This window comes from Psychrobacter sp. ANT_H59 (assembly GCF_008369225.1).
GTDB lineage: Bacteria > Pseudomonadota > Gammaproteobacteria > Pseudomonadales > Moraxellaceae > Psychrobacter > Psychrobacter cryohalolentis.
Genome location: NZ_VOBE01000006.1, coordinates 20,664 through 45,360 on the forward strand (window position 1 = coordinate 20,664; position 24,697 = coordinate 45,360).

The 24,697-nt window shown below is 44.1% G+C and carries 19 protein-coding genes; 15 read left to right on the forward strand and 4 right to left on the reverse strand.

Annotated features, from left to right (window positions below; translation table 11 throughout):
• Positions 1–23 precede the first annotated feature (23 nt).
• From dut to FQ083_RS10325, 3 genes are all read right to left on the reverse strand, one after another.
• Positions 24–488, reverse strand: a complete 465-nt coding sequence (gene dut, locus FQ083_RS10315; protein WP_149409782.1) for a dUTP diphosphatase — start codon at positions 486–488, stop codon at positions 24–26.
• A gap of 150 nt (positions 489–638) precedes the next feature.
• On the reverse strand, positions 639–2,042 hold the full coding sequence (gene mgtE, locus FQ083_RS10320) for a magnesium transporter (RefSeq protein WP_149409783.1): 1,404 nt from the start codon (positions 2,040–2,042) through the stop codon (positions 639–641).
• Positions 2,043–2,138: 96 nt separating this feature from the next.
• Positions 2,139–4,172, reverse strand: coding sequence for a UvrD-helicase domain-containing protein (locus FQ083_RS10325; RefSeq protein WP_011512923.1), 2,034 nt, complete (start codon positions 4,170–4,172; stop codon positions 2,139–2,141).
• A gap of 995 nt (positions 4,173–5,167) precedes the next feature.
• Here FQ083_RS10325 and ndhC point away from each other — a divergent pair.
• The 14 genes from ndhC (at position 5,168) to FQ083_RS10395 (ending at position 22,488) form a co-directional block, all read left to right on the forward strand.
• The gene (gene ndhC, locus FQ083_RS10330; protein WP_149409784.1) at positions 5,168–5,791 is read left to right on the forward strand and encodes an NADH-quinone oxidoreductase subunit A; all 624 of its coding nucleotides are present in this window, start codon (positions 5,168–5,170) and stop codon (positions 5,789–5,791) included.
• 112 nt (positions 5,792–5,903) lie between these two features.
• A complete protein-coding gene (locus tag FQ083_RS10335; RefSeq protein WP_011512925.1) occupies positions 5,904–6,572 on the forward strand; it encodes a NuoB/complex I 20 kDa subunit family protein in 669 nt (222 codons plus the stop codon).
• A 130-nt stretch (positions 6,573–6,702) separates the two neighbouring features.
• Positions 6,703–8,478 (forward strand): NADH-quinone oxidoreductase subunit C/D, encoded by a 1,776-nt coding sequence (gene nuoC, locus FQ083_RS10340; protein ID WP_149409785.1) that lies wholly within the window; start codon positions 6,703–6,705, stop codon positions 8,476–8,478.
• A 153-nt stretch (positions 8,479–8,631) separates the two neighbouring features.
• Positions 8,632–9,141: an NADH-quinone oxidoreductase subunit NuoE gene (gene nuoE / locus FQ083_RS10345; RefSeq protein WP_011512927.1), complete on the forward strand. Its 510-nt coding sequence runs from the start codon at positions 8,632–8,634 to the stop codon at positions 9,139–9,141.
• Positions 9,138–10,562, forward strand: a complete 1,425-nt coding sequence (gene nuoF / locus FQ083_RS10350) for an NADH-quinone oxidoreductase subunit NuoF (protein ID WP_149409786.1) — start codon at positions 9,138–9,140, stop codon at positions 10,560–10,562. Before nuoE ends, nuoF begins: the two co-directional genes overlap by 4 nt.
• A 10-nt stretch (positions 10,563–10,572) precedes the next feature.
• Complete coding sequence (gene nuoG, locus FQ083_RS10355; protein WP_149409787.1) at positions 10,573–13,701, forward strand: NADH-quinone oxidoreductase subunit NuoG; 3,129 nt, start codon at positions 10,573–10,575, stop codon at positions 13,699–13,701.
• Positions 13,702–13,750: 49 nt separating this feature from the next.
• Positions 13,751–14,746: an NADH-quinone oxidoreductase subunit NuoH gene (gene nuoH, locus FQ083_RS10360; protein ID WP_041753375.1), complete on the forward strand. Its 996-nt coding sequence runs from the start codon at positions 13,751–13,753 to the stop codon at positions 14,744–14,746.
• A gap of 68 nt (positions 14,747–14,814) precedes the next feature.
• Positions 14,815–15,363 carry an NADH-quinone oxidoreductase subunit NuoI gene (nuoI, locus tag FQ083_RS10365; RefSeq protein ID WP_149409788.1) on the forward strand — a complete coding sequence of 183 codons (549 nt, stop codon included), beginning with the start codon at positions 14,815–14,817 and terminating at the stop codon, positions 15,361–15,363.
• A complete protein-coding gene (gene nuoJ, locus FQ083_RS10370; protein ID WP_149409789.1) occupies positions 15,360–16,091 on the forward strand; it encodes an NADH-quinone oxidoreductase subunit J in 732 nt (243 codons plus the stop codon). The genes nuoI and nuoJ overlap by 4 nt, the downstream gene beginning before the upstream one ends.
• A 98-nt stretch (positions 16,092–16,189) precedes the next feature.
• A complete protein-coding gene (gene nuoK / locus FQ083_RS10375) occupies positions 16,190–16,498 on the forward strand; it encodes an NADH-quinone oxidoreductase subunit NuoK (RefSeq protein ID WP_041753378.1) in 309 nt (102 codons plus the stop codon).
• A 4-nt stretch (positions 16,499–16,502) separates the two neighbouring features.
• The gene (gene nuoL, locus FQ083_RS10380; RefSeq protein ID WP_149409790.1) at positions 16,503–18,377 is read left to right on the forward strand and encodes an NADH-quinone oxidoreductase subunit L; all 1,875 of its coding nucleotides are present in this window, start codon (positions 16,503–16,505) and stop codon (positions 18,375–18,377) included.
• 1 nt (position 18,378) lies between these two features.
• Positions 18,379–20,004 carry an NADH-quinone oxidoreductase subunit M gene (gene nuoM / locus FQ083_RS10385; protein ID WP_149409791.1) on the forward strand — a complete coding sequence of 542 codons (1,626 nt, stop codon included), beginning with the start codon at positions 18,379–18,381 and terminating at the stop codon, positions 20,002–20,004.
• A gap of 3 nt (positions 20,005–20,007) precedes the next feature.
• The gene (locus FQ083_RS10390; RefSeq protein WP_149409792.1) at positions 20,008–21,486 is read left to right on the forward strand and encodes an NADH-quinone oxidoreductase subunit N; all 1,479 of its coding nucleotides are present in this window, start codon (positions 20,008–20,010) and stop codon (positions 21,484–21,486) included.
• 171 nt (positions 21,487–21,657) lie between these two features.
• On the forward strand, positions 21,658–22,488 hold the full coding sequence (locus tag FQ083_RS10395) for a ferredoxin--NADP reductase (RefSeq protein ID WP_149409793.1): 831 nt from the start codon (positions 21,658–21,660) through the stop codon (positions 22,486–22,488).
• 160 nt (positions 22,489–22,648) lie between these two features.
• On the opposite strand, the gene FQ083_RS10400 is transcribed toward FQ083_RS10395, so the two are convergent.
• Positions 22,649–23,467: a hypothetical protein gene (locus tag FQ083_RS10400; RefSeq protein ID WP_149409871.1), complete on the reverse strand. Its 819-nt coding sequence runs from the start codon at positions 23,465–23,467 to the stop codon at positions 22,649–22,651.
• 260 nt (positions 23,468–23,727) lie between these two features.
• Between FQ083_RS10400 and FQ083_RS10405 the strand changes: the two genes are divergently transcribed.
• Positions 23,728–24,672: an energy transducer TonB gene (locus FQ083_RS10405; protein ID WP_227500753.1), complete on the forward strand. Its 945-nt coding sequence runs from the start codon at positions 23,728–23,730 to the stop codon at positions 24,670–24,672.
• Positions 24,673–24,697 lie beyond the last annotated feature (25 nt).

The window sequence follows — 24,697 nt, forward strand, 5'->3', positions numbered from 1 at the left end:
TAATTTAGAGCAATTGATAATGACTACTGACGACCGGAGTGTCCAAAACCACCAGCACCACGTGCGCTGGTATCACTAAATTCTGTCACGACTTCAAATTCAGGACGGGCAACAGGGACAACCACATATTGTGCCATGCGTTCTGCAGGACTTAATACAAAATCTTCCTGACTACGATTCCAAATACTGACCATCAGCTCACCTTGATAATCCGCATCGATAAGTCCAACTAAGTTACCCAAAACAATACCATACTTATGTCCAAGACCTGAACGCGGTAAAATCATACCTGCAAAGTTAGGATCTTGTATATAAACCGCCAAACCAGTACCAATCAAATGGGTAGCACCCGCTTTAATCGTTAAAGGCTCATCAATACAAGCGCGCAAATCAATACCTGCGCTGCCGTCAGTGGCACGAGTAGGCAAAGAAAACGCTTTATCTTCAGTGATTTTAGGGTTTAAGACTTTAACTTGTACAGCTTGCATAACGCACTCACTTAACGATTTAATGGTTTTATAAACAGAATGAATTTAGGGCGTGCCCTAATTTTTAAATTTAATTGCTTAACAACAACTATTTTTATAAATAGCTGCTGATTTTTAACTTTTGGTTTCTAAATTTCAATAAGCGATTGATTAAAGAATCAGTATACTTGCCAAGCCCAAAAACGACATAAAGCCAACAATATCCGTTACCGTGGTTAGGATAACAGAGGCAGATAATGCCGGATCAATATTCATGCGCTTTAGCATCAGTGGAATACTAATGCCCGAGACATTGGCAGCGGTCATATTAATCGCAATCGCTAGACCGATGACCGCGCTGATTTTAATGTTATGAAACCACAATTGCGCAATAAACGCCATAATTATCGCCCATATGATACCGTTTATCGCCCCAACCCACAGCTCTTTATTTAATAACCATACGCGGTTAGAGCCACCGATTTGTCCCATTGCCATACCGCGAATGACGACGGTAAGCGTCTGCGAGCCTGCAATACCGCCCATACTGGCAACTACGGGCATAAGAATCGCCAGTGCCACCACTTTTGCTAATACGGCTTCAAACTGTCCAATTACAGCCGCAGCTAATAGTGCCGTACATAAATTGATACCAAGCCAAATACTACGGCTTTTTGCACTGGTCAAGATAGGCGCAAACAGCTCTTCGTCTTGACTGACACCAGCAAGGTTTTTCATGGTACTGTCGACATCATCTTGGATAATCTCCATGATGTCCTCACCGTTTAATTGACCGACTAGCTCGCCATGACTGTTAATCACTGGGGCAAAACGAATGTCTTCTGAGCGAAAAATCGCCGCCGCATCTTGAATGTCCAAGCGATCATTGATAGTGATTGCGCTATCGATTAAATCAGCAACTAAGGTGCTTTGGTCATGCTTAATCAAATCAGCGAGACTTAATAAGCCAATCAGTTGCTGGCTTTGATCGACAACCAATAGCTCTTGGCTTTCATCATCAAGCAGCTCAATATCTTCTCGCAGCCAGTTTTGAACATCAGCCAGCGTCATATCCTCTTGGACTTGAATAAGCTCAGGATCCATATAGCTGCCAACTTCCCAGTCGGCATAGGTATCGAGTTTATTGACCTGAATGCGTATTTCTTCATCCAATGTCGCCATCACTGAAGTACGCACACTTTCGGTAACGGTGTCTAAAATCTCTGAGATGTCTTGTGCATCAAGATCTTGGGTAAACAGCGATATCTCTTTTGACGAGATATTTTCCATCAATGGCTGGCGTGTATCAAACTCTAGCTCAGCTAATACTTCACCTTTGATATTTTCTGGGACTTGTGCCCAAATCAGTAGTCGGCTCTGAGTCGGGAACGACTCTAGTAAGTTGGCAATCTCATATTCTGACTGCTTCCCTAAAAACTCAGTAATCGCCTCATACGCCTTGTCCGCAACCAACTCTTGCAAATAGAGTAGTTTATACTCAGCGTTAGATTCAGCCGGATTATAATCTCCCTGTCGTGTCGATGGTCGTGCAGAATTCGGCGTAGGAGCGGGCATAAAAGTTCCAAGTTTTTCAAAATATATAAATAATAATGACTAAGATCTAAGCTTAATGAATCAGTTGTATTTGTTAGCTTTTTTAATGGTTAAACATTATCGATTGCCCAATAAAGCCCGAATATTAGCCAAGTATTCATCAGCAACTGCTGCGGGATCTTTGGTGGCTTTTTGTTTTTTTGCTTTGGCAGGCCAATCGATATGATCTTCTGGCAACTCATCTAAAAATCGTGATTCAGAAGTGACGCGCATTTGACCACCAGCACGGCGCTGAGTGGCTAGTGTCAAAGTTAGCTCGCGACGCGCGCGAGTAATGCCCACATACATCAAGCGCCGTTCCTCTTCGACCGTCTCGCTTAGGATAGAGTTGCGGTGCGGTAGCATCTCTTCCTCAAGCCCCATGATATAAACAAAATCAAACTCCAAGCCTTTTGCCGCATGTAAGGTCATTAGATTAACTTTATTGGTGTTTTCTTCTTCCTGCTGCTGCTCCAGCATATCAAGCAATACCAGCTTGCGAATAATGGTATCAATGGTGCGGTCTTCATCTTCTTCAGCGCGATTAATCAGCGATTGAATACTGGTATAAAGCATGTCGATATTATCAATGCGGTTTTTTTCTTGCTGCGGTGTTTTAGAGTCACTACGCACAAAATCAATATAGCCGGTCTCATCAATCATTTGACGGACGATTGGCACAGGGTCAGGATGTTGATCAAGCTCACGAGTATAATGTTCAATAAAGTCGCCAAATTCCTTTAAAGTACTATAAGATTTCGACGGTAAAACGTGGGCCAGACCGGCATGCGTACAAGATGCCAGTAGCGAGATGCTATGTTCTTGTGAAAATAAGCCAAGCTTCTCAAGCGTGGCTGGTCCCATGCCACGCTTGGGCGTATTAATCACGCGCAAAAATGCACTGTCGTCTTCTGGGTTTAAAATCAGACGTAAGTAGCTCATAACGTCTTTGATCTCACTACGGGCAAAGAACGACTGACCACCCGATAATTTATAAGGCACTTGCAGTTGACGCAACTGTGCCTCTAGCATCCGCGCCTGAAAGTTACTGCGATAAAGAACGGCATATTGTTCCCACTCATTGCCAAAGCGCAATTTATGCGTGACGATTTCTTTGGCGACGCGCTCAGATTCATCGTCATCATTACGGCAATTGATAATACGGATTTTTTCGCCTTGACCTTTATCTGACCAGAGTTTCTTTTCAAATAAATGCTCATTATTAGTAATAACCGCATTAGCAGAGGTCAAAATACGTGTGGTCGAGCGATAGTTTTGCTCAAGCATGACGATTTTTAATTTTGGGAAATCCTCTTTAAGTAATCCCATGTTTTCAGGTTTAGCACCGCGCCATGCATAAATAGATTGGTCATCATCACCAACGACCGTAAAGCGCCCTTGCGGTCCGACCAAATATTTGATCATCTCGTACTGCGCCGTATTGGTATCTTGATATTCATCGACCAGCAAATAGCGAATACGGTTTTGCCATTTATCACGTAGCTCTCGATTTTCACGCAGTATTTTGGTCGGCAATACAATTAAATCATCAAAATCAACCGCGTTATAAGCCCGTAGATTGCGCTCATATAAAGCATAAAGCGTCGCAAAAATCATATCTTCTGGATCGTCTAAGGTTTCCATCGCCTTATCCGGCTCAATCAAATCATTTTTCCAATCAGAAATCATTTTTATCGCTTTGCCAACCAACTCACGACTCTCAGCGCCGCTTAAGTTATCACGCATCATAAGCTCCATTAGCAAACGCTTGCTATCGTCGCTATCCATAATGGAGAAATTGCCTTTCAATGGCGTATGAAGCAGCTCATATCGCAGAAACTGCAGCCCAAATTGGTGAAAGGTTGAAACCGTTAGACCACGGGTCTTTTCACTCGGTAGTAGCTTACTGACTCGAGCTTTCATTTCACGCGCCGCCTTATTAGTAAAGGTCACCGCCGTGATCCGCTCAGCAGGCATGTTGCATTCTTCGATCAGATAAGCAATCTTGCGGGTAATCACTGACGTCTTACCGGAGCCGGCACCTGCTAACACCAGTAGCGGACCAGATACGTAGAGCATGGCTTCTTGTTGTTTGGGATTAAGTTGACTCATAACGTGACCTGTAAGACAAAAGCAAAAAGAGGGTAGCAGTAAATCGTAAAATGCCAATAGCTGCCATCAAGCGAAAAATACATTCGTTAAAATAGAGGGCATGTTGGCATTTTAAATAGAGTAACTCACAGAATGATTTTAAAGTTTTAGGCAATCTGCGAGCAAAATTAGGTGAGTTATTATAAAGCAAAACCAAGGCTTTTGGGCAGGAGTTAGTAGCGTGGAATATATAAGATTATGAGGTATATATAAGGTACGTCTTGAAAAACGACATAGAGAAATATTTTGTTTCAATGAAAACTGTCGAAAATTTGGCTAATACAAGCTCATTTCCCGTGAATAGAAATAAGGAGGTAGACTTAAGTATTATCCATTACGGAAGTGAAAGTGAAATAATTACAAGCTGTGACTAACTGCACGGTTTATATACATTTTTTATCTTAGTTAGCAGTCAATTAATAATACATTCTTTAAACTTTTAGAAGGTTTTTAGAGCAGGATGATGAATAATCTATAACATAGTTTGCGGATAAAAAAACCTATTTTTTTTGCCGATAAAGTGACCGCTCAATGCAGTTAAAAACTAGCTTTTGATTGCCGATATGCGTATAGTACGTAAATAATTTATGCCAGTTGTCACGTCATTGTTGACCACGTGTAATGAGCTATTAAATCAATTAAATAAACCATCAAATATGACATTGATTTAATACGTTGATCTTACGTTGTTAGAAGATGCGTTGGGCGACCAGCCTTTATCCGCATATAGAGCGGACACTCTACAGTTGGTCAGATCTGACATCGTCGTCAATAAGCTTGATAATTGGTTGTTACCAGTACAGAACCTAACATGTGACTCAATGACAGTTACTTAAATACAGTGACAGTTGCTTTGTGTTTTCGTCTGCGTTATGCCTGTCGCTTGACGACCTTAATATGTAGGTCGGTGCTTGCGCGGCGTGTAACACTCGATTGGGTGAGGAGCACGTATTATCATGTCTGCTTTTAATTGGTCAGCCATTGCTTTTATTTTAGCCGCCATTGGGCTAGTTGTGTTTATGTTGGTTGTCCCGCGTCTACTTGGCGGTCGCTCACATGGCTCACAAAAAGAAGAGATATTTGAAGCGGGTGTTGTCGGATCTGGCAACGCCCGTATTCGTTTGTCTGCTAAATTCTATTTGGTGGCGATCTTCTTTGTTATTTTTGATCTAGAAGCCCTCTACTTATATGCTTATGCAGTCTCAGTTCGTGAAGCTGGCTGGCTTGGCTTTGCTGCGGCCGCCATATTTATCACCATCTTGATCATTGGCTTGGTATACGAGTTGAGCTTAGGTGCTATGAATTGGGCGCCGGCTGATAAGCTACGCAAAAAAGCGCGCCTATATGCTGCACCCGCAGGCTTTAGTTTAGCTGATATCACCAAGTTCGATGGTGTTGATGAACTCATGGTCGATCCTACAGGCAAGATACCTGCGCAGTCCTCCGGTCAGATTAACGTCTCAAACAATATTGAGACCAATCGTCGTCACTTACAAAACATTGATCATATTAATACCACGGGTAATGTCACTTCTGTGGACTTTGCGACGTCTGCACAAACAGATAAAATGACGCGTTAATGAATAACAGTGCGTGTTAATTAGTGAATAACAAAATTATTTAATAATGAAGTTAAGGCAGTAGTGAGGGCAAATCATTGCCGCACTTTGTTTAACATAAAGGTTGTATGTTATGAAATACACATTAACAAAAGCCAACCCTGATGCAGATGTCTATCCTGCTCAGACAAGCCAAACTGTCAACGATCCGATGGAAGATGAAGTCAATAAAAACGTCTTTATGGGTCGTCTAGAAGATCTTGTGCATTCAACAGCAAACTGGGGGCGCAAGCACTCACTGTGGCCATTTAACTTTGGTACCTCATGCTGTTATGTCGAATATGCGACTACTTTAACGGCGGTTCACGATTTGTCACGCTTTGGTGCCGAAGTTATTCGCGCCTCGCCACGTCAGGCCGATGTGATGATTGTTGCTGGTACTTGCTTTGTTAAAATGGCACCCGTTATTCAACGTCTATACGAGCAAATGCTTGAGCCAAAATGGGTCATTTCGATGGGTGCTTGTGCCAACTCGGGCGGTATGTATGACATCTATTCGGTCGTGCAAGGCGTGGATAAAATTATCCCTGTCGATGTCTATGTGCCCGGTTGTCCGCCACGTCCAGAAGCATTGATTCAAGGCTTGATGTTATTACAAGAATCTATTACTAAAGAACGTCGTCCGCTAGGTATTCATGTTAATGATCAGGGTGTCTATCAGCCGCAGATGACGCCTGAGCGTGACCGTAAGCAAGCAGATCGTATCGCTGTGAAAAACTTACGTAGCCCAGATAGCATTTAGTTAAGCAGTTTGGCGTAGTTATTAATAATTGTTAAAAGTGCGCGTACGCTCATCATAGTTTGGTTATGATTATCATCTTTTATTATGGTTGTCATGGTTCAGTTATGATTAATGAAGGAAGACATCATTCATGGTCACGGTAGTCGAAAACATAGATCCTAAGATCAAGCCTGTCCCAGCGGTTATCAAAGAGCTGGAAGAAAAATATGCTGGTAAGTTCGTTATGCAGCACACGGTTGACGACATTCCAACGGTTTGGGTGGCACGCGCTGATTTATTAGACGTTCTCTTATTCTTACGAAAATTGCCAAAACCTTATGTCATGTTATTTGACTTGTCAGCGATAGATGAGCGTTTACGTCAGCATCGCCAAGGTTTACCTGACAGTGATTTTACGGTGTTTTATCACTTGATGTCGCTTGAGCGTAATAGTGATGTGCGTATCAAAGTGGCGCTCAGTGAAGAAGATTTAAACGTCCCAAGTGCGACACAGATTTGGCCCAATGCCAACTGGTATGAGCGCGAAGTGTGGGACATGTTTGGTATTGTCTTTACTGGTCATCCGCATTTAACGCGTATTTTATTGCCAAAATACTGGGAAGGTCATCCACTGCGCAAAGAATATCATGCGCGGGCAACTGAGTTTACTCCGTATTTCTTGAATACCGCCAAACAACAATATGAGCAAGAAAACCTGCGCTTTGTCCCAGAAGAGTGGGGCATGAAACGCTCGGGTCGCGATGAAGACTTTATGTTCTTGAACATCGGTCCTAACCATCCATCCGCTCATGGTGCTTTCCGTTTGGTACTACAGCTTGATGGCGAAGAAGTTGTCGATTGTATCCCTGATATTGGTTATCACCATCGCGGCGCAGAAAAGATGGCTGAGCGTCAAACGTGGCACTCATTTATTCCTTATACCGACCGTATCGACTATCTCGGCGGCGTAATGAATGAGCTACCGTATATCATGTCGGTTGAAAAGCTTGCCGGTATAACTATTCCACCGCGCGCTGAAACCATCCGCGTGATGATGAGTGAGTTTTTCCGTATTACCAACAACTTACTATTCGTCGGTACCTTTATCCAAGATGCCGGTGGTATGACGCCGGTATTCTATATGTTTACCGATCGCCAAAAAGCTTATGACGTTATCGAAGCTGTAACCGGTTACCGTATGCATCCTGCGTGGTTCCGTATCGGCGGTACAGCGCATGATTTACCGCGCGGCTGGCAGCGTTTGGTACGTGAGTTCTTAGATTGGATGCCAAAACGCTTGGATGAGTATGTTAAAGCAGCATTGCAAAACAGTGTGCTTAAAGGTCGTACTCAAGGCGTTGCCCAATATAATACCAAGCAAGCATTGGCTTGGGGTGTGACTGGCGCAGGTTTGCGTGCAACGGGTTTAGATTTTGATTTGCGTAAAGCGCGTCCATACATGGGATACGAGAATTACGATTTCGAAGTACCAGTCGGCTATAACGGCGATGCTTATGATCGCTGTATGGTCAAAGTCGAAGAGATGCGCCAGTCGCTACGTATTATCCGTCAATGTATGGATAATATGCCGCAAGGTCCTTATAAGGCGGATCATCCATTGGCAGTACCGCCGCCAAAAGACCGTACCTTGAATGACATCGAAACCTTGATTAATCACTTTATCTCTGTTTCTTGGGGTCCTGTGATGCCAGCGGGTGAGTGCACAACGATTGTAGAAGCGACTAAAGGTCTAAACAGCTATTACATCACCTCGGATAAAGCGACGATGAGCTATCGCACGCGTATTCGTACGCCGACATTCGCGCATTTGCAGCAGATGCCATCAGTTATTAATGGCTCACTGGTATCCGATGCCATTATGTATCTGGCATCGATTGATATTGTGATGGCGGATTGTGACCGTTAGAGCGTCTGTGGTTATACGTTTATCATTATCGTTTATATATTAAAAGTACGACGCGTTCATTAACATATTATCGCCAAACTGGCACACCAAAACGCTGTCATTGCGCCGTGAGCGCAACCTTAACAGTGGGCTGAGTGAGGAAAGAAAAAGATTATGAAAATTGTTTCCGATAAAATGCCAAAAGTAGATGTGGCAAGTATCTTAACTGCAGAAGAAATTGCGGCTATCCATGAGTTTATGCATCATTATCCACATCCACGAGCAGCGTCTTTAGATTCGCTGAAAATCGTGCAAAAGCGTAACGGCTGGGTTGATGATGCACAAGTGAATGCGATTGCTAATATTTTAAATGTTCCTATGACCGATATGGATGGAGTAGCAACCTTCTTTAACCGTATCTATCGTCAGCCAGTTGGTCGTCATGTCATCCTTGTTTGTGATTCGGTGGCTTGTTATTTAACAGGCTATGAAGCACTAGCAGCTGAATTAAAGTCGCAGCTGGGCATCAACTATGGTCAAACCACTGCTGATGGTCGTTTTACGCTATTGCCGATTTGCTGTTTAGGTAACTGTGACAAAGGTCCTGCGGTGTTGATTGATGAAGATACCTATGGTCCTGTCCAGCCTGAAGAAGTCGCCCAATTGTTGGAGCTATACGCATGAGATTAACTGTTTCAGAGCAGATTGCTCTTCGTAATCAAGGCAAAGCGCCAAGCCAACTTAATGAACAGCGTATTCCTATCTATGGCGATAGATCGACTGCTACCAGTGAAACCAAACCGCTGACCTGGCGCTTAGCGCATCATGATGCGGTGCTTGATTTGGCAACTTATGAATCATTACGTGGTTTTGAAGCGTTAAAGATAGCGTTAAACCAATCGCCAGATGATACGTTAAATACTATTAAAGAAGCGGTGGTAAAAGGTCGCGGCGGTGCAGGTTTTCCAGCAGGTATTAAATGGTCGCTAATGGCACCACCTGATGGCGGTCCACGCTATCTAGTCTGTAATGCTGACGAGATGGAGCCGGGTACGTTTAAAGACCGTTTGCTCATGGAGCGTTTGCCGCTTCAGCTTATTGAAGGCATGCTTATTTCTGCCTATGCGATTGGTGCAACAGCCGGTTATATCTTTATCCGTGGTGAATATATCTTAGCTGCGGAGCGTTTAACGGCAGCGATCGAAGAATTAAAAGCCAATAATCTAGTCGGCGACAATATTTTAGGCTCAGATTTTAGTTTTGATTTACATGTGCATACTGGCGCTGGTCGTTATATCTGCGGTGAAGAAACGGCACTGATTAACTGCTTAGAAGGTCGTCGTGCCAATCCGCGTACCAAACCACCATTTCCACAGGTAGCTGGTGCATGGGGTCGTCCAACCGTGGTTAATAACGTTGAAACTTTACATAATGTTTCAGCGATTATCCTGCATGGTAGCAAGTGGTATCAAGATCTGCCAAAAGCCAAGGGTGTGGTCGAAACGCCAGGTACCAAGCTATTTGGCTGTTCTGGTTTGGTCAATGATCCCGGTCTTTGGGAATTGCCTTTTGGCTATACCGCGCGTGAGATTATTGAAGATTTCGCAGGTGGTATGCAGGAAGGTCGCACACTTAAAGCTTGGTTACCAGGCGGCGCATCAACGGATTTTTTAACCACTGAACATTTAGATACTGTCGTTGATTTTGACACCATTCAAAAAGCGGGTAGCCGTATGGGTACGGGTTTGCTTATGGTTGTCGACGAAGCGCAAGATATGGTGCCATTGGTACGTAATCTTGAGATTTTCTTTCAGCGCGAATCGTGCGGTTGGTGTACGCCATGCCGCGATGGTTTGCCGTGGGGCGTCAAAATCCTTACCGCTATCAATGATGGCGAAGGGCAGATTGGCGATGTTGAAAAGCTAGAAGGTTTAACCCGTGACTTATGGATCGGTAAAACCTTTTGCGCGCACGCCCCCGGTGCGATGGAACCCCTGATGAGTGCAATTAAATATTTCCGTCCTGAGTTTGATCAAAAGATTGCGCAGGCGGTTGGTGAAGATGTCATTGAGGCTGCAGCCAATCAACAGCTAGATGTGAAATAAGGAGAGCGGCATGGCAGTCATACATATTGATGGAACCACTGTCGAAGTAGATAGCGCAGATAACTTGCTACAAGCATGTTTGTCACTCGGCATTGATGTGCCGTATTTTTGTTATCATCCAGCCCTTGGTTCAGTAGGCTCTTGCCGCCAGTGCGCGGTTAAGCAATATATGACCAAAGAAGATATGGAAGCGGGTCGCGGTCGCCTTGTGATGTCCTGTATGGTCGCCCCAGGCGATGATATGTACATCTCAGTGACTGATGATGAAGCGAAGGCGTTCCGTAAGTCGATGGTTGAGCTGTTGATGATTAACCATCCGCATGACTGCCCAACCTGTGAAGAAGGTGGACACTGTCATTTACAAGATATGACCTATATGTCAGGTCATCATCGTCGTCGCTACCGCTTTACTAAGCGCACTCACCATAACCAAGAACTTGGTCCGTTTATCGCGCATGAGATGAACCGCTGTATCGCTTGCTATCGCTGTGTCCGTTTTTATAAAGACTATGCGGGCGGTGAAGATTTGGGTGTTTATGGCTCAAACGAGCGTGTTTATTTTGGTCGTGATAAAGATGGTCAATTCGAAAGCGAGTTCTCTGGTAACTTGACCGAAGTCTGTCCAACAGGTGTATTTACCGATAAGACGCATTCAGATCGTTATAACCGTAAGTGGGATATGCAGTATGCACCAAGCATCTGTCATGGTTGTTCGGCAGGTTGTAATATCTCTGCCGGTGAGCGTTATGGTGAATTACGCCGTATCGAAAACCGCTATAACGGTGAAGTAAATCGTTACTTCTTATGTGACCGTGGTCGTTTTGGTTATGGCTATGTCAATCGTGAAGATCGTCCAACCCAAGCGCTTGAACGTATCAATGATAAACACGTCAAAATTAATATTGACTATGCTCTTGATGAAACTATTAAGCGTATTAAAGACAAAAAAGTCATTGGTATTGGTTCGCCACGTGCCAGTTTAGAGACCAACTTTGCGCTTAAGAACCTCGTTGGTTTTGATGATTTTTCAACGGGTCTTAATCATCAGCAGCAAGCATTGGTCAATAAATGTATTGAAGTCTTGAGTACTGAGGGTATTTATAACCCAGGTATGACCGATATTGAAAGCCATGATGCGGTACTGATTTTGGGTGAAGATATCACTCAAACGTCATCACGTGTGGCACTCTCTATCCGTCAAGCGGCGAAAAATGAAGCCATAAAAATGGCGGCTGCTACCAAAACACAGTCATGGTTGGCTGAGCCAGTCAAACGTATTGCTCAAGGTGCACAAAGCCCAGTATATGTCATCGATGTAACTCAAACCAAACTTGAAGATATCAGTAAAGTTAGTGTCGTAGCGACACCTGAAGACATCACTAAACTTGGTTTTAAAGTTGCGGATGAAATTGCTAAATTTGCTAATAATTTAGTAAAAATAGTCGAGCCGCAAAAAGCTGAAAAAGAAGCTAATGCTAATATTGGCGCTGATCCTATGCAAGCGCTGGCACAGCAAATCGCTTATGACTTGATCCAAGCGGACAAGCCATTGGTTGTCTCTGGTAGCAGCTTATCGTCTATTGCCTTGATAGAAGCAGCTGCGCAAATCACGCAAGCATTAAGCCAAAAGCGTGCAGCGATCAAAGCAACTGAGCAGTATGAAGTTGAGACACATAATGCCAAAGTTGCAGCAGCTGAAGCGCAAGCACAAACAACAACGGCGCAGCAAACAGAAGATAAAGATCTGTCTGCCAAGCCAAATAAACCTGAAACGGGCGTTAATACTGAAGCACAAGACGATGTTGAACGTCAGCCAGCAACCAAACTTGAGCTAAAAGAAGTCAATAAAAAGTATCATGCCCAAGCGGGTATCTATTTAGCAGTGACAGATGCTAATAGTATCGGTGTTTGCTTACTCGGTGGTCATTCAGTTGAAGAATTGCTGGCGACTGATTTTGATGTGGTAATAGTCGCTGAAAATCAGCTGACTGATGCTATTGATGCCAATAAATTAACACAGCTATTGACTGATAAAACCGTCATTGCGTTAGATCATCAATTGCTTGATTGGCACAAAGACGTCGATATTGTATTGCCAGCAGCCACCTTTGCTGAAGCAGACGGCACGCTTATTTCTGCCGAAGGTCGTGCGCAGCGCTTCTTCCAAGTTTATGATAATGACTATTATCATCCGCTTAGTAGTATTAAAGAAGGCTGGCGCTGGTTGCATGCTGTGCACAGCAGCTTAGAAGGTCGCGATGTAGATTGGACGCAGCTTGACGATGTCATCAATGCTTTGATAGCGACCCATCCTAAGCTTGCCGGTATCAAAGAAGCTGCACCCGATGCTGATTACCGTATGACGGGTCTGAAAATTGCCCGTCAGCCACGTCGTTACTCAGGTCGTACTTCTATGCGTGCGCCTGTCTCTGTACATGAACCAATGCAGCCAAAAGATTTGGATACCGGTTTAACCTTTTCAATGGAAGGCTATAGCGGCAAACAAACCCCAAGCGCGATGATTCCTTTTGCGCAATCTGCCGGTTGGAACTCACCGCAAGCTTGGAATAAATATCAAGATAAAGTCGGTGGTAGTCTTAGAAATGGTGATCCAGGCGTTCGCTTGTTCGACCAATTAGAGCGTTTAGCTACGCGCCAATATGTTGCGCCAGAAGTTAGCTCAGTAGCTACGACGGATATGCAGCAGGGGCAGGCAAAACTGGTGCCTATTTATAACATTTATGCCAGCTCAATGATGGCATCGCGTAGCCCAGTGGTAGCTGAGCAATTACCAGTAGCTGCATGGCGAGTAGGAATTGATGACGCAAAAGACTGGAATATCGTGGCTGGTGATTATTTGGGGATTGAGATTGATAAACAGCAAATCACCTTGCCAGTACAGCTTGTTGGTTATTTAGCCGAAGGTTGTATTGGTTACCCTGTCGGTCAGGTGAGCATTATTCATCCATCCATGCCAGCGTCAGTACGTAAAGTCGATGCACCTATTACGATGATGGGCGGCTTGGCTAATGACGCTAGTGGCAATTCTGAAAATGGCAGTGCTTTAAACAGCTTTGAAGATAACAATAACCGCGCCGTACCAGTAAGCACAGCGCCGACCACCACACAGGAAGTGTAATATGCAAGTCACTCGTATTATCCCTGATGTGCCAAGTTTTTTGGCAAGTATGATGACCTTTGATACTTGGTCCATACTTTTTATGGTCGTACAATCGCTGGTTATCTTTTTAGTCGTTGTCATTGTCGCGGCAATGATGATTATCTATGAGCGCCGGATGCTAGCACTCTGGCAAGACCGTTATGGTCCAAACCGTGTTGGACCGTTTGGTTCACTACAGCTAGTCGCCGATATGCTCAAAATCTTCTTTAAAGAAGATTGGACGCCAAATTTTACCGATAAGTTTATGTTTACTTTGGCGCCTGCAGTTGCCATGTTTACCGCTCTGGCTTCATTTGCCATTATTCCTATCTCGCCAACGCTTGGCGTTGCTGATTGGGATATTGGTATTTTGTTCTTTTTTGCCATGGCTGGTATTGCAGTCTATGCAGTACTGTTCGGTGGTTGGGCATCAGCCAATAAATTCTCATTACTTGGCGGCTTACGTTCAGCCGCGCAAACCATCAGTTATGAAGTGTTCTTAGGCTTGTCGTTGATGGGCGTTGTTGCCTTGACTGGCTCATTTAACTTACGTGCGATTGTTGAAGCGCAGGCTGATGGTTGGTATATCATCCCGCAGTTCTTTGGCTTCTTAACCTTTGTCGTTGCAGGTGTTGCGGTCACGCATAGACATCCATTTGACCAACCAGAAGCCGAGCAAGAGCTGGCTGAAGGGTATCACGTTGAATATTCCGGCATGAAGTTCGGTATGTTCTTTATTGGCGAATACGTCAATGTTGTATTAATTTCTGCTTTGATGACTTGTTTGTTCTTTGGTGGTTGGCTTGCACCTTTTAATTTAGATATTCCATTTATTCCACCAGCTTTTTGGTTCATGATTAAGACGCTGTTCTTTATGACTATGTTTGTTTTGGCTCGAGGCTCACTCATGCGTCCGCGCTATGATCAGGTGATGAACTTTGGCTGGAAAGTCTGCCTGCCCGTAACCTTGATTAATCTATTGGTTACTGCTGCAGTCATTTTGATTTTTTCCCCAACGTTATAGTCATTACTAGTAGCCATCACTAGCCATCACTGATGAACTAGGGTAAAGCTGAGAAGGATAATAATCCCATGTTTACTACGATAAAAAAGACCGTCATTGGACTATTTACCATTGTCCGCAGCATGTGGATGGTCAATAGTCATGCGCTCAGACCACGCGACACCATTCTTTATCCTGAGGTGCCAGTACCAGTGCCGCCACGTTTTCGTGGACGTATTATCTTGTCGCGTGACCCTGACGGCGATGAGCGCTGCGTTGCTTGTAACTTGTGCGCTGTGGCATGTCCAGTTGGTTGTATCTCCCTGCAAAAAGCGGAACGTGAAGATGGACGCTGGTATCCAGAGTTCTTCCGTATTAACTTTTCACGTTGTATTTTTTGTGGCTTGTGTGAAGAAGCTTGTCCAACGACGGCGATTCAGATGACGCCTGACTTTGAGATGGGCGAGTATGTACGTCAAGACTTGGTTTATGAAAAAGAGCATTTGCTGATTTCAGGACCGGGTAAATATCCTGATTATAACTATTATCGCGTGTCAGGTATGGCGGTAGCAGATAAACCAAAAGGCGCGGCACAAAATGAAGCGGCACCGATTGATCTAAGGAGCTTGCTACCATGATGAATATTTTGAACCATCCTGAATTGGCAGGGTTTTACTCACTGGCAGCGGTGGCAATATTTGCCAGTCTGCGCGTGGTTACCCAAGCCAATCCAGTGCATGCTATTTTATCGATGATTGTGTCGCTATTGGCAATCGCTGGCATATTTTTTATATTGGGTGCGCCGTTTGCTGGGGCGCTCGAAATCGTCGTTTACGCTGGTGCCATTATGGTGCTATTCGTTTTCGTTATCATGATGCTAAATCTTGGCATGCGTAATGATGAGCGTGAAGAGCGCTGGCTTGATGCGGGTACTTGGGCGATACCGACGGGGCTAACGATTATTATCGCGGTCGTGCTATATGCGATGATTGGTCTCAATCATAATGATGCGGCTATGATAGGCGGCACGACAATTTCAGCTAAGGTAGTAGGTACGGTTTTATTTACCAAATATATTATGTTGATAGAAGTGGCAGCATTGCTCCTACTCGCAGCCTTGGTTGCAGCTTATCATTTAGGTAAAGAAGCTATTGATGATGAGATTGTTGGTAACGATAGCTTAGTCGCCAATCCAAATGTCGGCAGTATTGAGCTGTACGAAAACGATAGCCCGCACACCAATAATGATGCAGTAAAGATGGCAAAACCATACGAATATAAAGATGTCGACCCGCATGACTACGTAGGTATGAAAGTAGGTATGCACGTGGGTGCGAAGAAAGTCACGCGCAAGGAGTCAGACTGATGGTACTAGCAGCAAGCGTGGCACAAGAGGTTGCCAATGTGCCGTTTGCCCATGAAGTAGCAGGCTTAGTGCAGCCGGTTGCTGAGGCGCAAAATGTACTGGGTCTGATACCCATGAGCCATGGACTAATCTTGGCAGGTATTTTATTTGCGATTGGTCTGTGCGGTGTTATGGTACGGCGTAATTTCTTATTTATGCTAATGAGCCTTGAGATAATGATGAATGCGGCGGCACTAGCATTTGTGGTAGCAGGTAGTCGTTGGGTCGATCCAGATGGACAGATTATGTTTATCTTTATCTTGACCTTAGCAGCAGCAGAGGCCGCTATTGGTTTAGCAATATTATTGCGTTTTTATCATCAGCGTGGGCATCTTGATGTCGACAGCGCCAATGAGATGAAAGGATGATGTCATGAGTTTATTACCATTAACCTTTATATTCCCGCTCGTTGGCTTTTTGATTTTAGCCTTTATGCGCGACAAGTTAAGCGAGCAGGTAGCAGCGATTGTCGGTGTCGGTAGCATGCTGCTATCAGCGCTATGTACGCTGATCGTCAGCTATACCTTTTTAACAAGCAACCCTGCCGGTACGGTCATCGAGATTCCTCTCTGGACATGGTTCCAAGTCGGAGATTTTGCGCCAAATTTTGGCTTAAGCTTTGATGGATTAGCATTGACGATGACGGGTGTCATTACCGGCATTGGCTTTTTAATCCATCTGTTTGCCGCATGGTATATGAAAGGTGAAACAGGCTTTGCGCGCTTCTTTAGCTATATGAACTTATTCGTCGCCAGTATGTTATTGCTGGTATTAGCGGATAACTTGTTCTTGCTCTATCTTGGCTGGGAAGGCGTCGGTATCTGTTCTTACTTGCTAATTGGTTTTTACTATCATGACCGCGCTAATGGTCGAGCAGCGATAAAAGCCTTTACCGTGACCCGTGTTGGTGATGTGTTCTTAGCATTTGGTTTGTTTTTATTATTCCGCGAATTTGGCACGCTTAATATTCAAGAGATTATTACCCGTGCCCCGGAAGTATTTGATATCAATAATCCAACCATGATTTTAACTACCATGATGTTGGTTGGTGGGGCGATGGGTAAATCAGCCCAGCTACCATTACATACATGGCTGGCTGATGCGATGGCAGGTCCAACGCCAGTATCGGCATTAATTCACGCAGCGACCATGGTTACCGCTGGTGTTTATCTGATTGCCCGTCTACATCCGTTATTTATATTAACACCTGGCGTACTATTGTACTGGGTTGGGGCAGTGGGCGCATTAACGCTGGTTATCGCAGGATTCTGTGCGTTGGCACAAACGGACATCAAGCGTATCCTTGCTTATTCGACCATGAGCCAAATTGGCTATATGTTCTTAGCACTCGGTGTTGGCGCATGGCAAGGTGCTATCTTCCATTTGATGACCCATGCTTTCTTTAAAGCCTTGCTATTCTTATCATCAGGTGCAGTCATCCTTTCGGTACATCATGAGCAAAACATCTTTAAGATGGGCGGCTTACGTAAAAAGATTCCGTTAGTATTCTGGTGCTATATCGTCGGTGGCGGTGCACTTGCCGCGATACCTTGGGTCACCGTTGGTTTTTATTCTAAAGAAGCCATTCTGTGGGAAAGTTATGCAACCGGTCATATGGTTTTATTCTATATGGGCGTATTCGGTGCTTTCTTAACCGCGATTTATACCTTCCGTATGATTTGGATTATCTTCTTTGGTGAAGAGAAAACGCATGCACATAAATTATCTGGTGTGTCATATTGGCTACCACTTAGTGTGTTGCTCGTATTATCTACGGCAGTGGGTGCATTTATTACCCCGCCATTGCAAGGCGTATTGCCAGAAAGTGTTGGGCACTTATTAGAAGTGGCTGGTCAGGCGCATGCTAAGCACACCGCAGAGTATATCGCGATGGGTGCAATGGCAGCAGGCTTGGTATTAGCGGCGCTATTATATGTCGTTAATAAAGGTCGACTGCTGACCAGCTTTAAGCGCACGCGTATCGGTGGGGCGCTGTATCATTGGTGCTATCACGGTATGGGCTTTGACGCGCTATACGATATAGTTTTTGTAAAACCCTTTTTGTTCATCGGCCGCTTATTTAAAGCCGACCCTATCGATAAAACGTGGCTGCTATTACCTAAGTTGGCATCAGCAGGTAATAAGGTATTGTCTGCGACGCAAACAGGGTCACTTCGAGGTTATGCTGCAAGCTTTGGCTTGGGTATGGCTGTGTTACTCGTGCTGGTAATGATGACGGTGGTATAAGATGATTGAGTTACAACAAACGTGGATGCTACCAGCATTAATCGCCATTCCTTTTATTGCAGGATTGCTATGCTGGCTGGTTGAACGCTTTAATAAACGCTTGCCGCGCTGGATTGCCTTAATTGGTATGACGTTGACCTTTGTGTTGTCAATGGTACTATGGCAATACGGTGATTTTTCTGGCATGAGTCAGCAAGTTATTGCGCCAGATGCAAATGTGCCTTGGGTGGCTGAATTCAGTGTGCCTTGGATACCGAGTTTTGGTATCAGCTTTCACTTAGCGTTAGATGGTTTATCGCTAATGATGGTCGCTTTAACGGGGCTGCTTGGTGTTGCCGCAGTTGCTTGTTCGTGGAATGAGATTCAGCGACGTGTTGGTTTCTTCCATTTGAACTTGCTGTGGAGTTTGGGCGGCGTCATCGGTGTTTTCTTAGCCATTGATATGTTCTTATTCTTCTTCTTTTGGGAGATGATGCTGGTTCCAATCTACTTCTTGATCGCGATTTGGGGTCATGACGTCGTTGGTAAAACCAAAGAATACGCAGCAACTAAGTTCTTTATTTATACCCAAGCGTCTGGTCTTATCATGCTGGTCGGTATTTTGATATTGGTCATTATCAGCTACGCCCAAAAAGGCGTGGTCAGCTTTAACTATAATGATTTACTCGGTACGTCACTTGGCGGCTGGGAATATCCGATCATGCTGTGCTTCTTTATTGGCTTTGCCGTTAAGTTGCCGATTATCCCGTTCCACGGCTGGTTGCCAGATGCGCATGCGCAAGCACCAACGGCAGGTTCGGTGGATTTGGCAGGGGTTTTGATTAAGACGGCTGCTTATGGTTTGATTCGTTTTGTCCTGCCATTGTTCCCAGCTGCATCACAAGATTTTGCTCCGATTGCTATGACCTTGGGTACGATTGGTATCTTCTATGGCGCATGGCTTGCCTTTATGCAAACCGATATGAAGCGTCTGCTTGCTTATACCAGTATCTCGCATATGGGCTTTGTAGTTTTGGCAATTTATGCCGGAACATTACTTAGCTTACAAGGTTTAATGATTCAAATGCTGGCACATGGTCTAAGCTCCGCAGCGCTGTTTATTATGGCAGGGCAGTTATATGAGCGCTTACATACGCGCGATTTGACCCTAATGGGCGGTATGTGGGGTCAGTTCCGTTATTACGCGCCGATACTGATGTTCTTCTGTGCGGCCTTACTTGGTATTCCGGGTACGGGTAACTTTATCGGTGAATTCTTGATCTTGTTTGGTGCCTTTGCTCAGTATCCTGTGTTTGTAGTCTTAGCAACCTTTAGCTTAGTATTGGCAGGTTTATACTCACTCATATTAATTCATAAAGCGCTATTTGGTATCAACAACATTAAAGAAGTGGCATTAAAAGAAACCAAATCGCATGGTCTGCCGACGCGTCCGTTAAAAGATTTGGGTAAGCGTGAGCTATCGTTACTATTGATGCTTGCTGCAGGCTTGGTCTGGCTCGGACTGTATCCACAGCCGTTCCTTGATACCTCAAGTCATGCGATGCAATGGATTAATAACGCTTATATATATAGTCAAGTAACCCAAGTAGATGCTTCGCAGCTGCTTGATGCAATGGAGGCACGTTAAGTCATGAACGATTTTACGATGAATGATTTGATGGGGCTATTGCCTTATGCACCAATCATTGCGGTAGTGATTACGGTATTGGCGGTGATGATTGCCATCACTATAAAGCGCTCACATATGGTGACGGGTACAATTTCGGTCATCGGTCTCAATATTGGTCTGTTTATCTTGCTTGGGCAAATGGCAGGTATAGTCGATAGTGGAACGCTTGTGCCAGCGGCTGAGCAGTTGTTTGTAATTGATAATTTTGCTCAGTTTAATATGGTGATTATTTTTATCTGTGCATTGGCTTGTTGTACGTTGTCTTATGCGTATTTAGCAAACCTCAACGATAATAAAGAAGAGCTGTATTTGCTCATGTTGCTATCGACGATTGGTGCATTGCTTATGGTTTGCGCCCAGCATTTGGCATCATTCTTTATGAGCCTTGAGATGCTATCGATACCGCTATATGGCATGCTGTCCTATACCTATATGCGCACCCGCTCGCTTGAGTCAGGGCTGAAATACTTAGTGCTATCAGCGACTGCATCAGCAACGCTGCTGATGGGTATGGCATTTATCTATGCAGAAGTTGGCTCACTGGCATTTAAGCCTATTAGCTTAACATTGACAGATACGTTTGAATCGCCACTGCTAATCTTAGGGGCAGCGATGATGATGTTTGGTATTGCCTTTAAGCTCTCTGCTGCGCCCTTTCATATCTGGACACCTGATGTCTATGAAGGCGCCCCTGCACCTATCGCGACTTATCTGGCCTCGGTATCAAAAGTAGCGATGATGGCATTGGCAGTACGATTTTTAATTGATACCTCATTATTGGCATTGCCATCGGTACAGATGCTGCTGATGGTGATGGCAACCTTGTCGATTTTGCTAGGTAACTTACTTGCGGTACGCCAAACCAGTCTCAAACGTTTACTTGGTTATTCATCGATTGCCCATATGGGCTATGTGCTAATCGTAATCGCTAGCATTGGTTCTGCTGCTGATAGTATCTCTAGTATGTATATGGCTATTTATGCCTTTACCTCTATTGGTGCCTTTGGTGTCGTGACCTTGATGTCCAGCCCTTATCGCTTATCTGGTGAAGCCGATCAATTGATTCATTATCAAGGATTGTTCTGGAGACGTCCGGTACTGACTGGTGTCATGACTATCATGATGCTATCTCTAGCGGGCATTCCATTAACCGCAGGCTTTATCACGAAGCTATTTGCGATTCTTGCTGCAGTACAAGGTACCAACTGGTTCTTGGCAGCGATGATTATCCTCGGCAGTGCGATTGGCTTGTTCTATTACTTGCGCGTCTTGCTCACGCTATTTAAACGTCCAAAACAATTTATTGAATTTGACGTCTCAAAACAGTGGGGTCTACGTACCGGTGGTATTATGGTCATTGCAGTCACGGCGATCATCTTATTCTTTGGCGTATTACCAAACAGTATGATTGAATGGGCAAGCTTGGCTCGTATTTGGTAACACTAAAAAGTCACAAGCTGAAATAAGTAGTGCTATATCCATACTACTTATTGCTTGTTACGGTTGGAAAAACAAGATGCGCCCGCTTTGTGATAAGCTTGGCGCATCTTTTTTTGTGTTGTTTAAATTTTATAAAAATAAATGTTAATAAAATATAAGTGATTTATGACTATGAGCGACAATATTCAAACCGTAACAGTGCTAAGCAAAACCACTTGGACGCCAAATTTATTTAGCTTTACTGTCAGCCGTCCGGATAGCTTTAAATTTACGGCTGGGCAATTTGTACGTTTGGGGGTTAATCCCAGTCATTTAAACTACTATAAGCAGCAAGGCGAAGCAGGCAATGATGTCGCTAATGAAGCGCTAAACGAAGATATTTTTCGCGCTTATTCAATTGTTTCGTCTCCCTTTGATGAGGTATTAGAGTTTTTCTCTATTGTCATTCCTAATGGTGCATTTACCTCGCAGTTGCAACACTTAGAAGTAGGCGATGAGCTACTGCTTAATACGATGCCATTTGGCTTTTTAACATTGGCACGTTATCAAAAGCCATTACCAAAAGATTTATGGTTGCTGGCTACGGGTACTGGTCTTGCGCCTTTCTTATCGATGCTGCAAGATTTAAAGACTTGGGAAGATTACGAGCATATTATCCTCGCATATAGCGCGCGCTCGATAGAAGAGTTGGCGTACGTTGATAAGATAAAAAGTCTGCAAGAAGACTTTGGCTCCTTGGTTGATAATCCTGCAAAATTAATCTTTATACCGATTGTTACTCGTGAGCCTGTCGAAGGTGCACTGACAGAGCGCCTGCCAAAATTGCTACTAGATGGAACGCTACAAGAGCGCGCAGGCATTGCTTTAGATGTCGATAGCACGCACGTTATGCTATGTGGCAACCCAGATATGGTAGAAGATACCAAAGAGACGTTAAAAAGCTTAGGACTGGTGATGAATCGCCGCGGAGAAGGCAATATTGCGGTAGAAAATTACTGGTAACGAATGCCATAAAGTGTAATCGAGTTGCATTCTTTTAAAATTTTTAGCAAAGGAAAAATGCTGTATCTTGAAGACTCTCGTCTGGCAAGATACAGCATTTTTTATAATAGTTGACAGTTATAAGATAGCAAAGTAATAATAGCTGAGAGTTTATGATGTTCTAAACTTGGCTCGCCACATTTGCCACATTTTCTGTATCTAGTGGATAGACAGGACCTTGTACTTGTACTGGCTCGTCTTTTTCGCTGATAATATCTTCATTGCTATTTGAGGATAATAAATCGCGATAATTAATCTGCGCTTTCAAAATCAATTGTTCTTCTTCAAGCTCACCATAGTTAACTTGTGCCTTATGTAACATGCCGATAATTTTCTTATTACTCTTTAGCCAACGATTAATATCAATATAAATAATCTCATTTTTGGCGCGTGCAATATCGATATAAGATAGGATAAAGCCCAACGGGTCTTTTTTCAGGATACGGTGGTAAAACCAAATAAACAGTTTGATACCTTGACGTTTAAGATAGGACTCACAGCGCAGATTTAGGATATCGGTATAGGTCAGTTGACCAAAAACAAAGCGCTGTACATTGCGATCGAGCTGCGCATGTACCAGACGAAAGTTACTCGCGACCTCTGCATAAATACCGCCGGCATCGACCGTGCAGTACAAGCGAAACCAATCTTCATGTATCTCAACACGCAGCTCTAAGATGGCTTTGACATTATCCGTGACATAGGTTTTTAGCGCATCATTGACGTAGGCTTGTGTCAGCGGTAGCGCCAGCTCATCTTCTAGCTTATCGGTTGTACGGTTGTATAAGTCTTTAATAGATTGGGTCAGGCGATCCCAACCATCGCTGAATGATTCATCAAAGCGGTAGCCGAGATTCTCGAAAAAGTCATCAAAGTTGTCTGAATGATTGATGTTATCACTCATGTTATTAAAGCTACTCAAACTTATTATCCTTATCATTATCATTATAAAAGCGTGACCGATACCAAACAGTATATATCAAAAACGAGGCGGGCAAAATGAACGTCTATTACTCATCAGCATACCTTTATTTTCGATATCAAATGCACTGGGCTTATGCGATGAGTACAAGTTAGAGCATACCTCTCACTGTAAGCAATGATAAATTGTTGAGAAGTTACTGTGAATTTACGGTATACGGTTGTGCTAGCGAGACAATTCTATGTCATGTTATGATGGCGCCGGCATGGGCAATAGATATGGATATTAACACGTTTATTGATGACCGCCTTTATATTCATAAGCTGAGACTGACTGCGGTGTATATTAAAGACTCACAAAGCTACCATTTTTCAGCGCAAGCACCAAAACGTGATATCAGCTTGCCGATGGCGATGGTTATTGCCATTAGCGTGCATGCGTTGATTATTTTCGGTATCAGCTTTTCGATGGGGCAAGACCCTGCCGGATTGATGCAAGATGTTGCTAAAGCCCTAACGGATAATATGCAGCCAAATGAAGATGCGCAATTTATTGCCAATGCCTCGCAACAAGGCGGCGGTACGGTAAAAGAGCAATTGCGTCAAGAAACCGACCAAAGCAGCCCGTTATCCGCTGAGCAAATGAGTGAGACGCAAGATGTGATTCGCTTGCAGCGGCAAGTACGCCAGCAGCATTATCAAGAAAGCTACCTGCGTACCACGCTCAGCTGGCGTCATGCAAGCGTAGAGTCTGACAATGATAGTAAGCAAGCGCAAGATGATATGAGAGTGCAAGAAGAGCGCCTGCGTAAGCAGATTGCTACTTTAGAGGCTCAGCTATCCCAGCGTCAGCAGACTTATGCCACCAAATCAAAAGTAGTGACCATGGACAGTAACTCAACGACCCATGGCGCGGCGGCCGATTATATCAATACCTTTCGTGAGCATGTTGAGCGCGTTGGTAATTTGCAATATCCTGCTCAAGCACGAGCGCAAAGTATTACGGGCGAAGTGCGTTTAATGGTAATTATTGCTAACGACGGTAATATCAAAGCCATCCGTTTGCTTGAGAGTTCAAATTCAACTATCTTAGATGAGGCAGCCAAACAATCAGTCAGGCAAGCCGCGCCATTTGGTAAATTTACCGCAGATATGAAAGACATTGTTGAGTTGCGTCTGATACGTACCTATCGTTATAGTGATACGGTAGAGGTGACGTACTAGAAGAGTTAACAGCAGTCCTGCATTT

Coding starts and splice junctions, on each gene's coding strand:
- dut (WP_149409782.1), bottom strand. CDS start 488: ATGCAAGCTGTACAAGTTAAAGTCTTAAACCCTAAAATCACTGAAGAT.
- mgtE (WP_149409783.1), bottom strand. CDS start 2,042: ATGCCCGCTCCTACGCCGAATTCTGCACGACCATCGACACGACAGGGA.
- FQ083_RS10325 (WP_011512923.1), bottom strand. CDS start 4,172: ATGAGTCAACTTAATCCCAAACAACAAGAAGCCATGCTCTACGTATCT.
- ndhC (WP_149409784.1), top strand. CDS start 5,168: ATGTCTGCTTTTAATTGGTCAGCCATTGCTTTTATTTTAGCCGCCATT.
- FQ083_RS10335 (WP_011512925.1), top strand. CDS start 5,904: ATGAAATACACATTAACAAAAGCCAACCCTGATGCAGATGTCTATCCT.
- nuoC (WP_149409785.1), top strand. CDS start 6,703: ATGGTCACGGTAGTCGAAAACATAGATCCTAAGATCAAGCCTGTCCCA.
- nuoE (WP_011512927.1), top strand. CDS start 8,632: ATGAAAATTGTTTCCGATAAAATGCCAAAAGTAGATGTGGCAAGTATC.
- nuoF (WP_149409786.1), top strand. CDS start 9,138: ATGAGATTAACTGTTTCAGAGCAGATTGCTCTTCGTAATCAAGGCAAA.
- nuoG (WP_149409787.1), top strand. CDS start 10,573: ATGGCAGTCATACATATTGATGGAACCACTGTCGAAGTAGATAGCGCA.
- nuoH (WP_041753375.1), top strand. CDS start 13,751: ATGATGACCTTTGATACTTGGTCCATACTTTTTATGGTCGTACAATCG.
- nuoI (WP_149409788.1), top strand. CDS start 14,815: ATGTTTACTACGATAAAAAAGACCGTCATTGGACTATTTACCATTGTC.
- nuoJ (WP_149409789.1), top strand. CDS start 15,360: ATGATGAATATTTTGAACCATCCTGAATTGGCAGGGTTTTACTCACTG.
- nuoL (WP_149409790.1), top strand. CDS start 16,503: ATGAGTTTATTACCATTAACCTTTATATTCCCGCTCGTTGGCTTTTTG.
- nuoM (WP_149409791.1), top strand. CDS start 18,379: ATGATTGAGTTACAACAAACGTGGATGCTACCAGCATTAATCGCCATT.
- FQ083_RS10390 (WP_149409792.1), top strand. CDS start 20,008: ATGAACGATTTTACGATGAATGATTTGATGGGGCTATTGCCTTATGCA.
- FQ083_RS10395 (WP_149409793.1), top strand. CDS start 21,658: ATGAGCGACAATATTCAAACCGTAACAGTGCTAAGCAAAACCACTTGG.
- FQ083_RS10400 (WP_149409871.1), bottom strand. CDS start 23,467: ATGATAAGGATAATAAGTTTGAGTAGCTTTAATAACATGAGTGATAAC.
- FQ083_RS10405 (WP_227500753.1), top strand. CDS start 23,728: ATGGATATTAACACGTTTATTGATGACCGCCTTTATATTCATAAGCTG.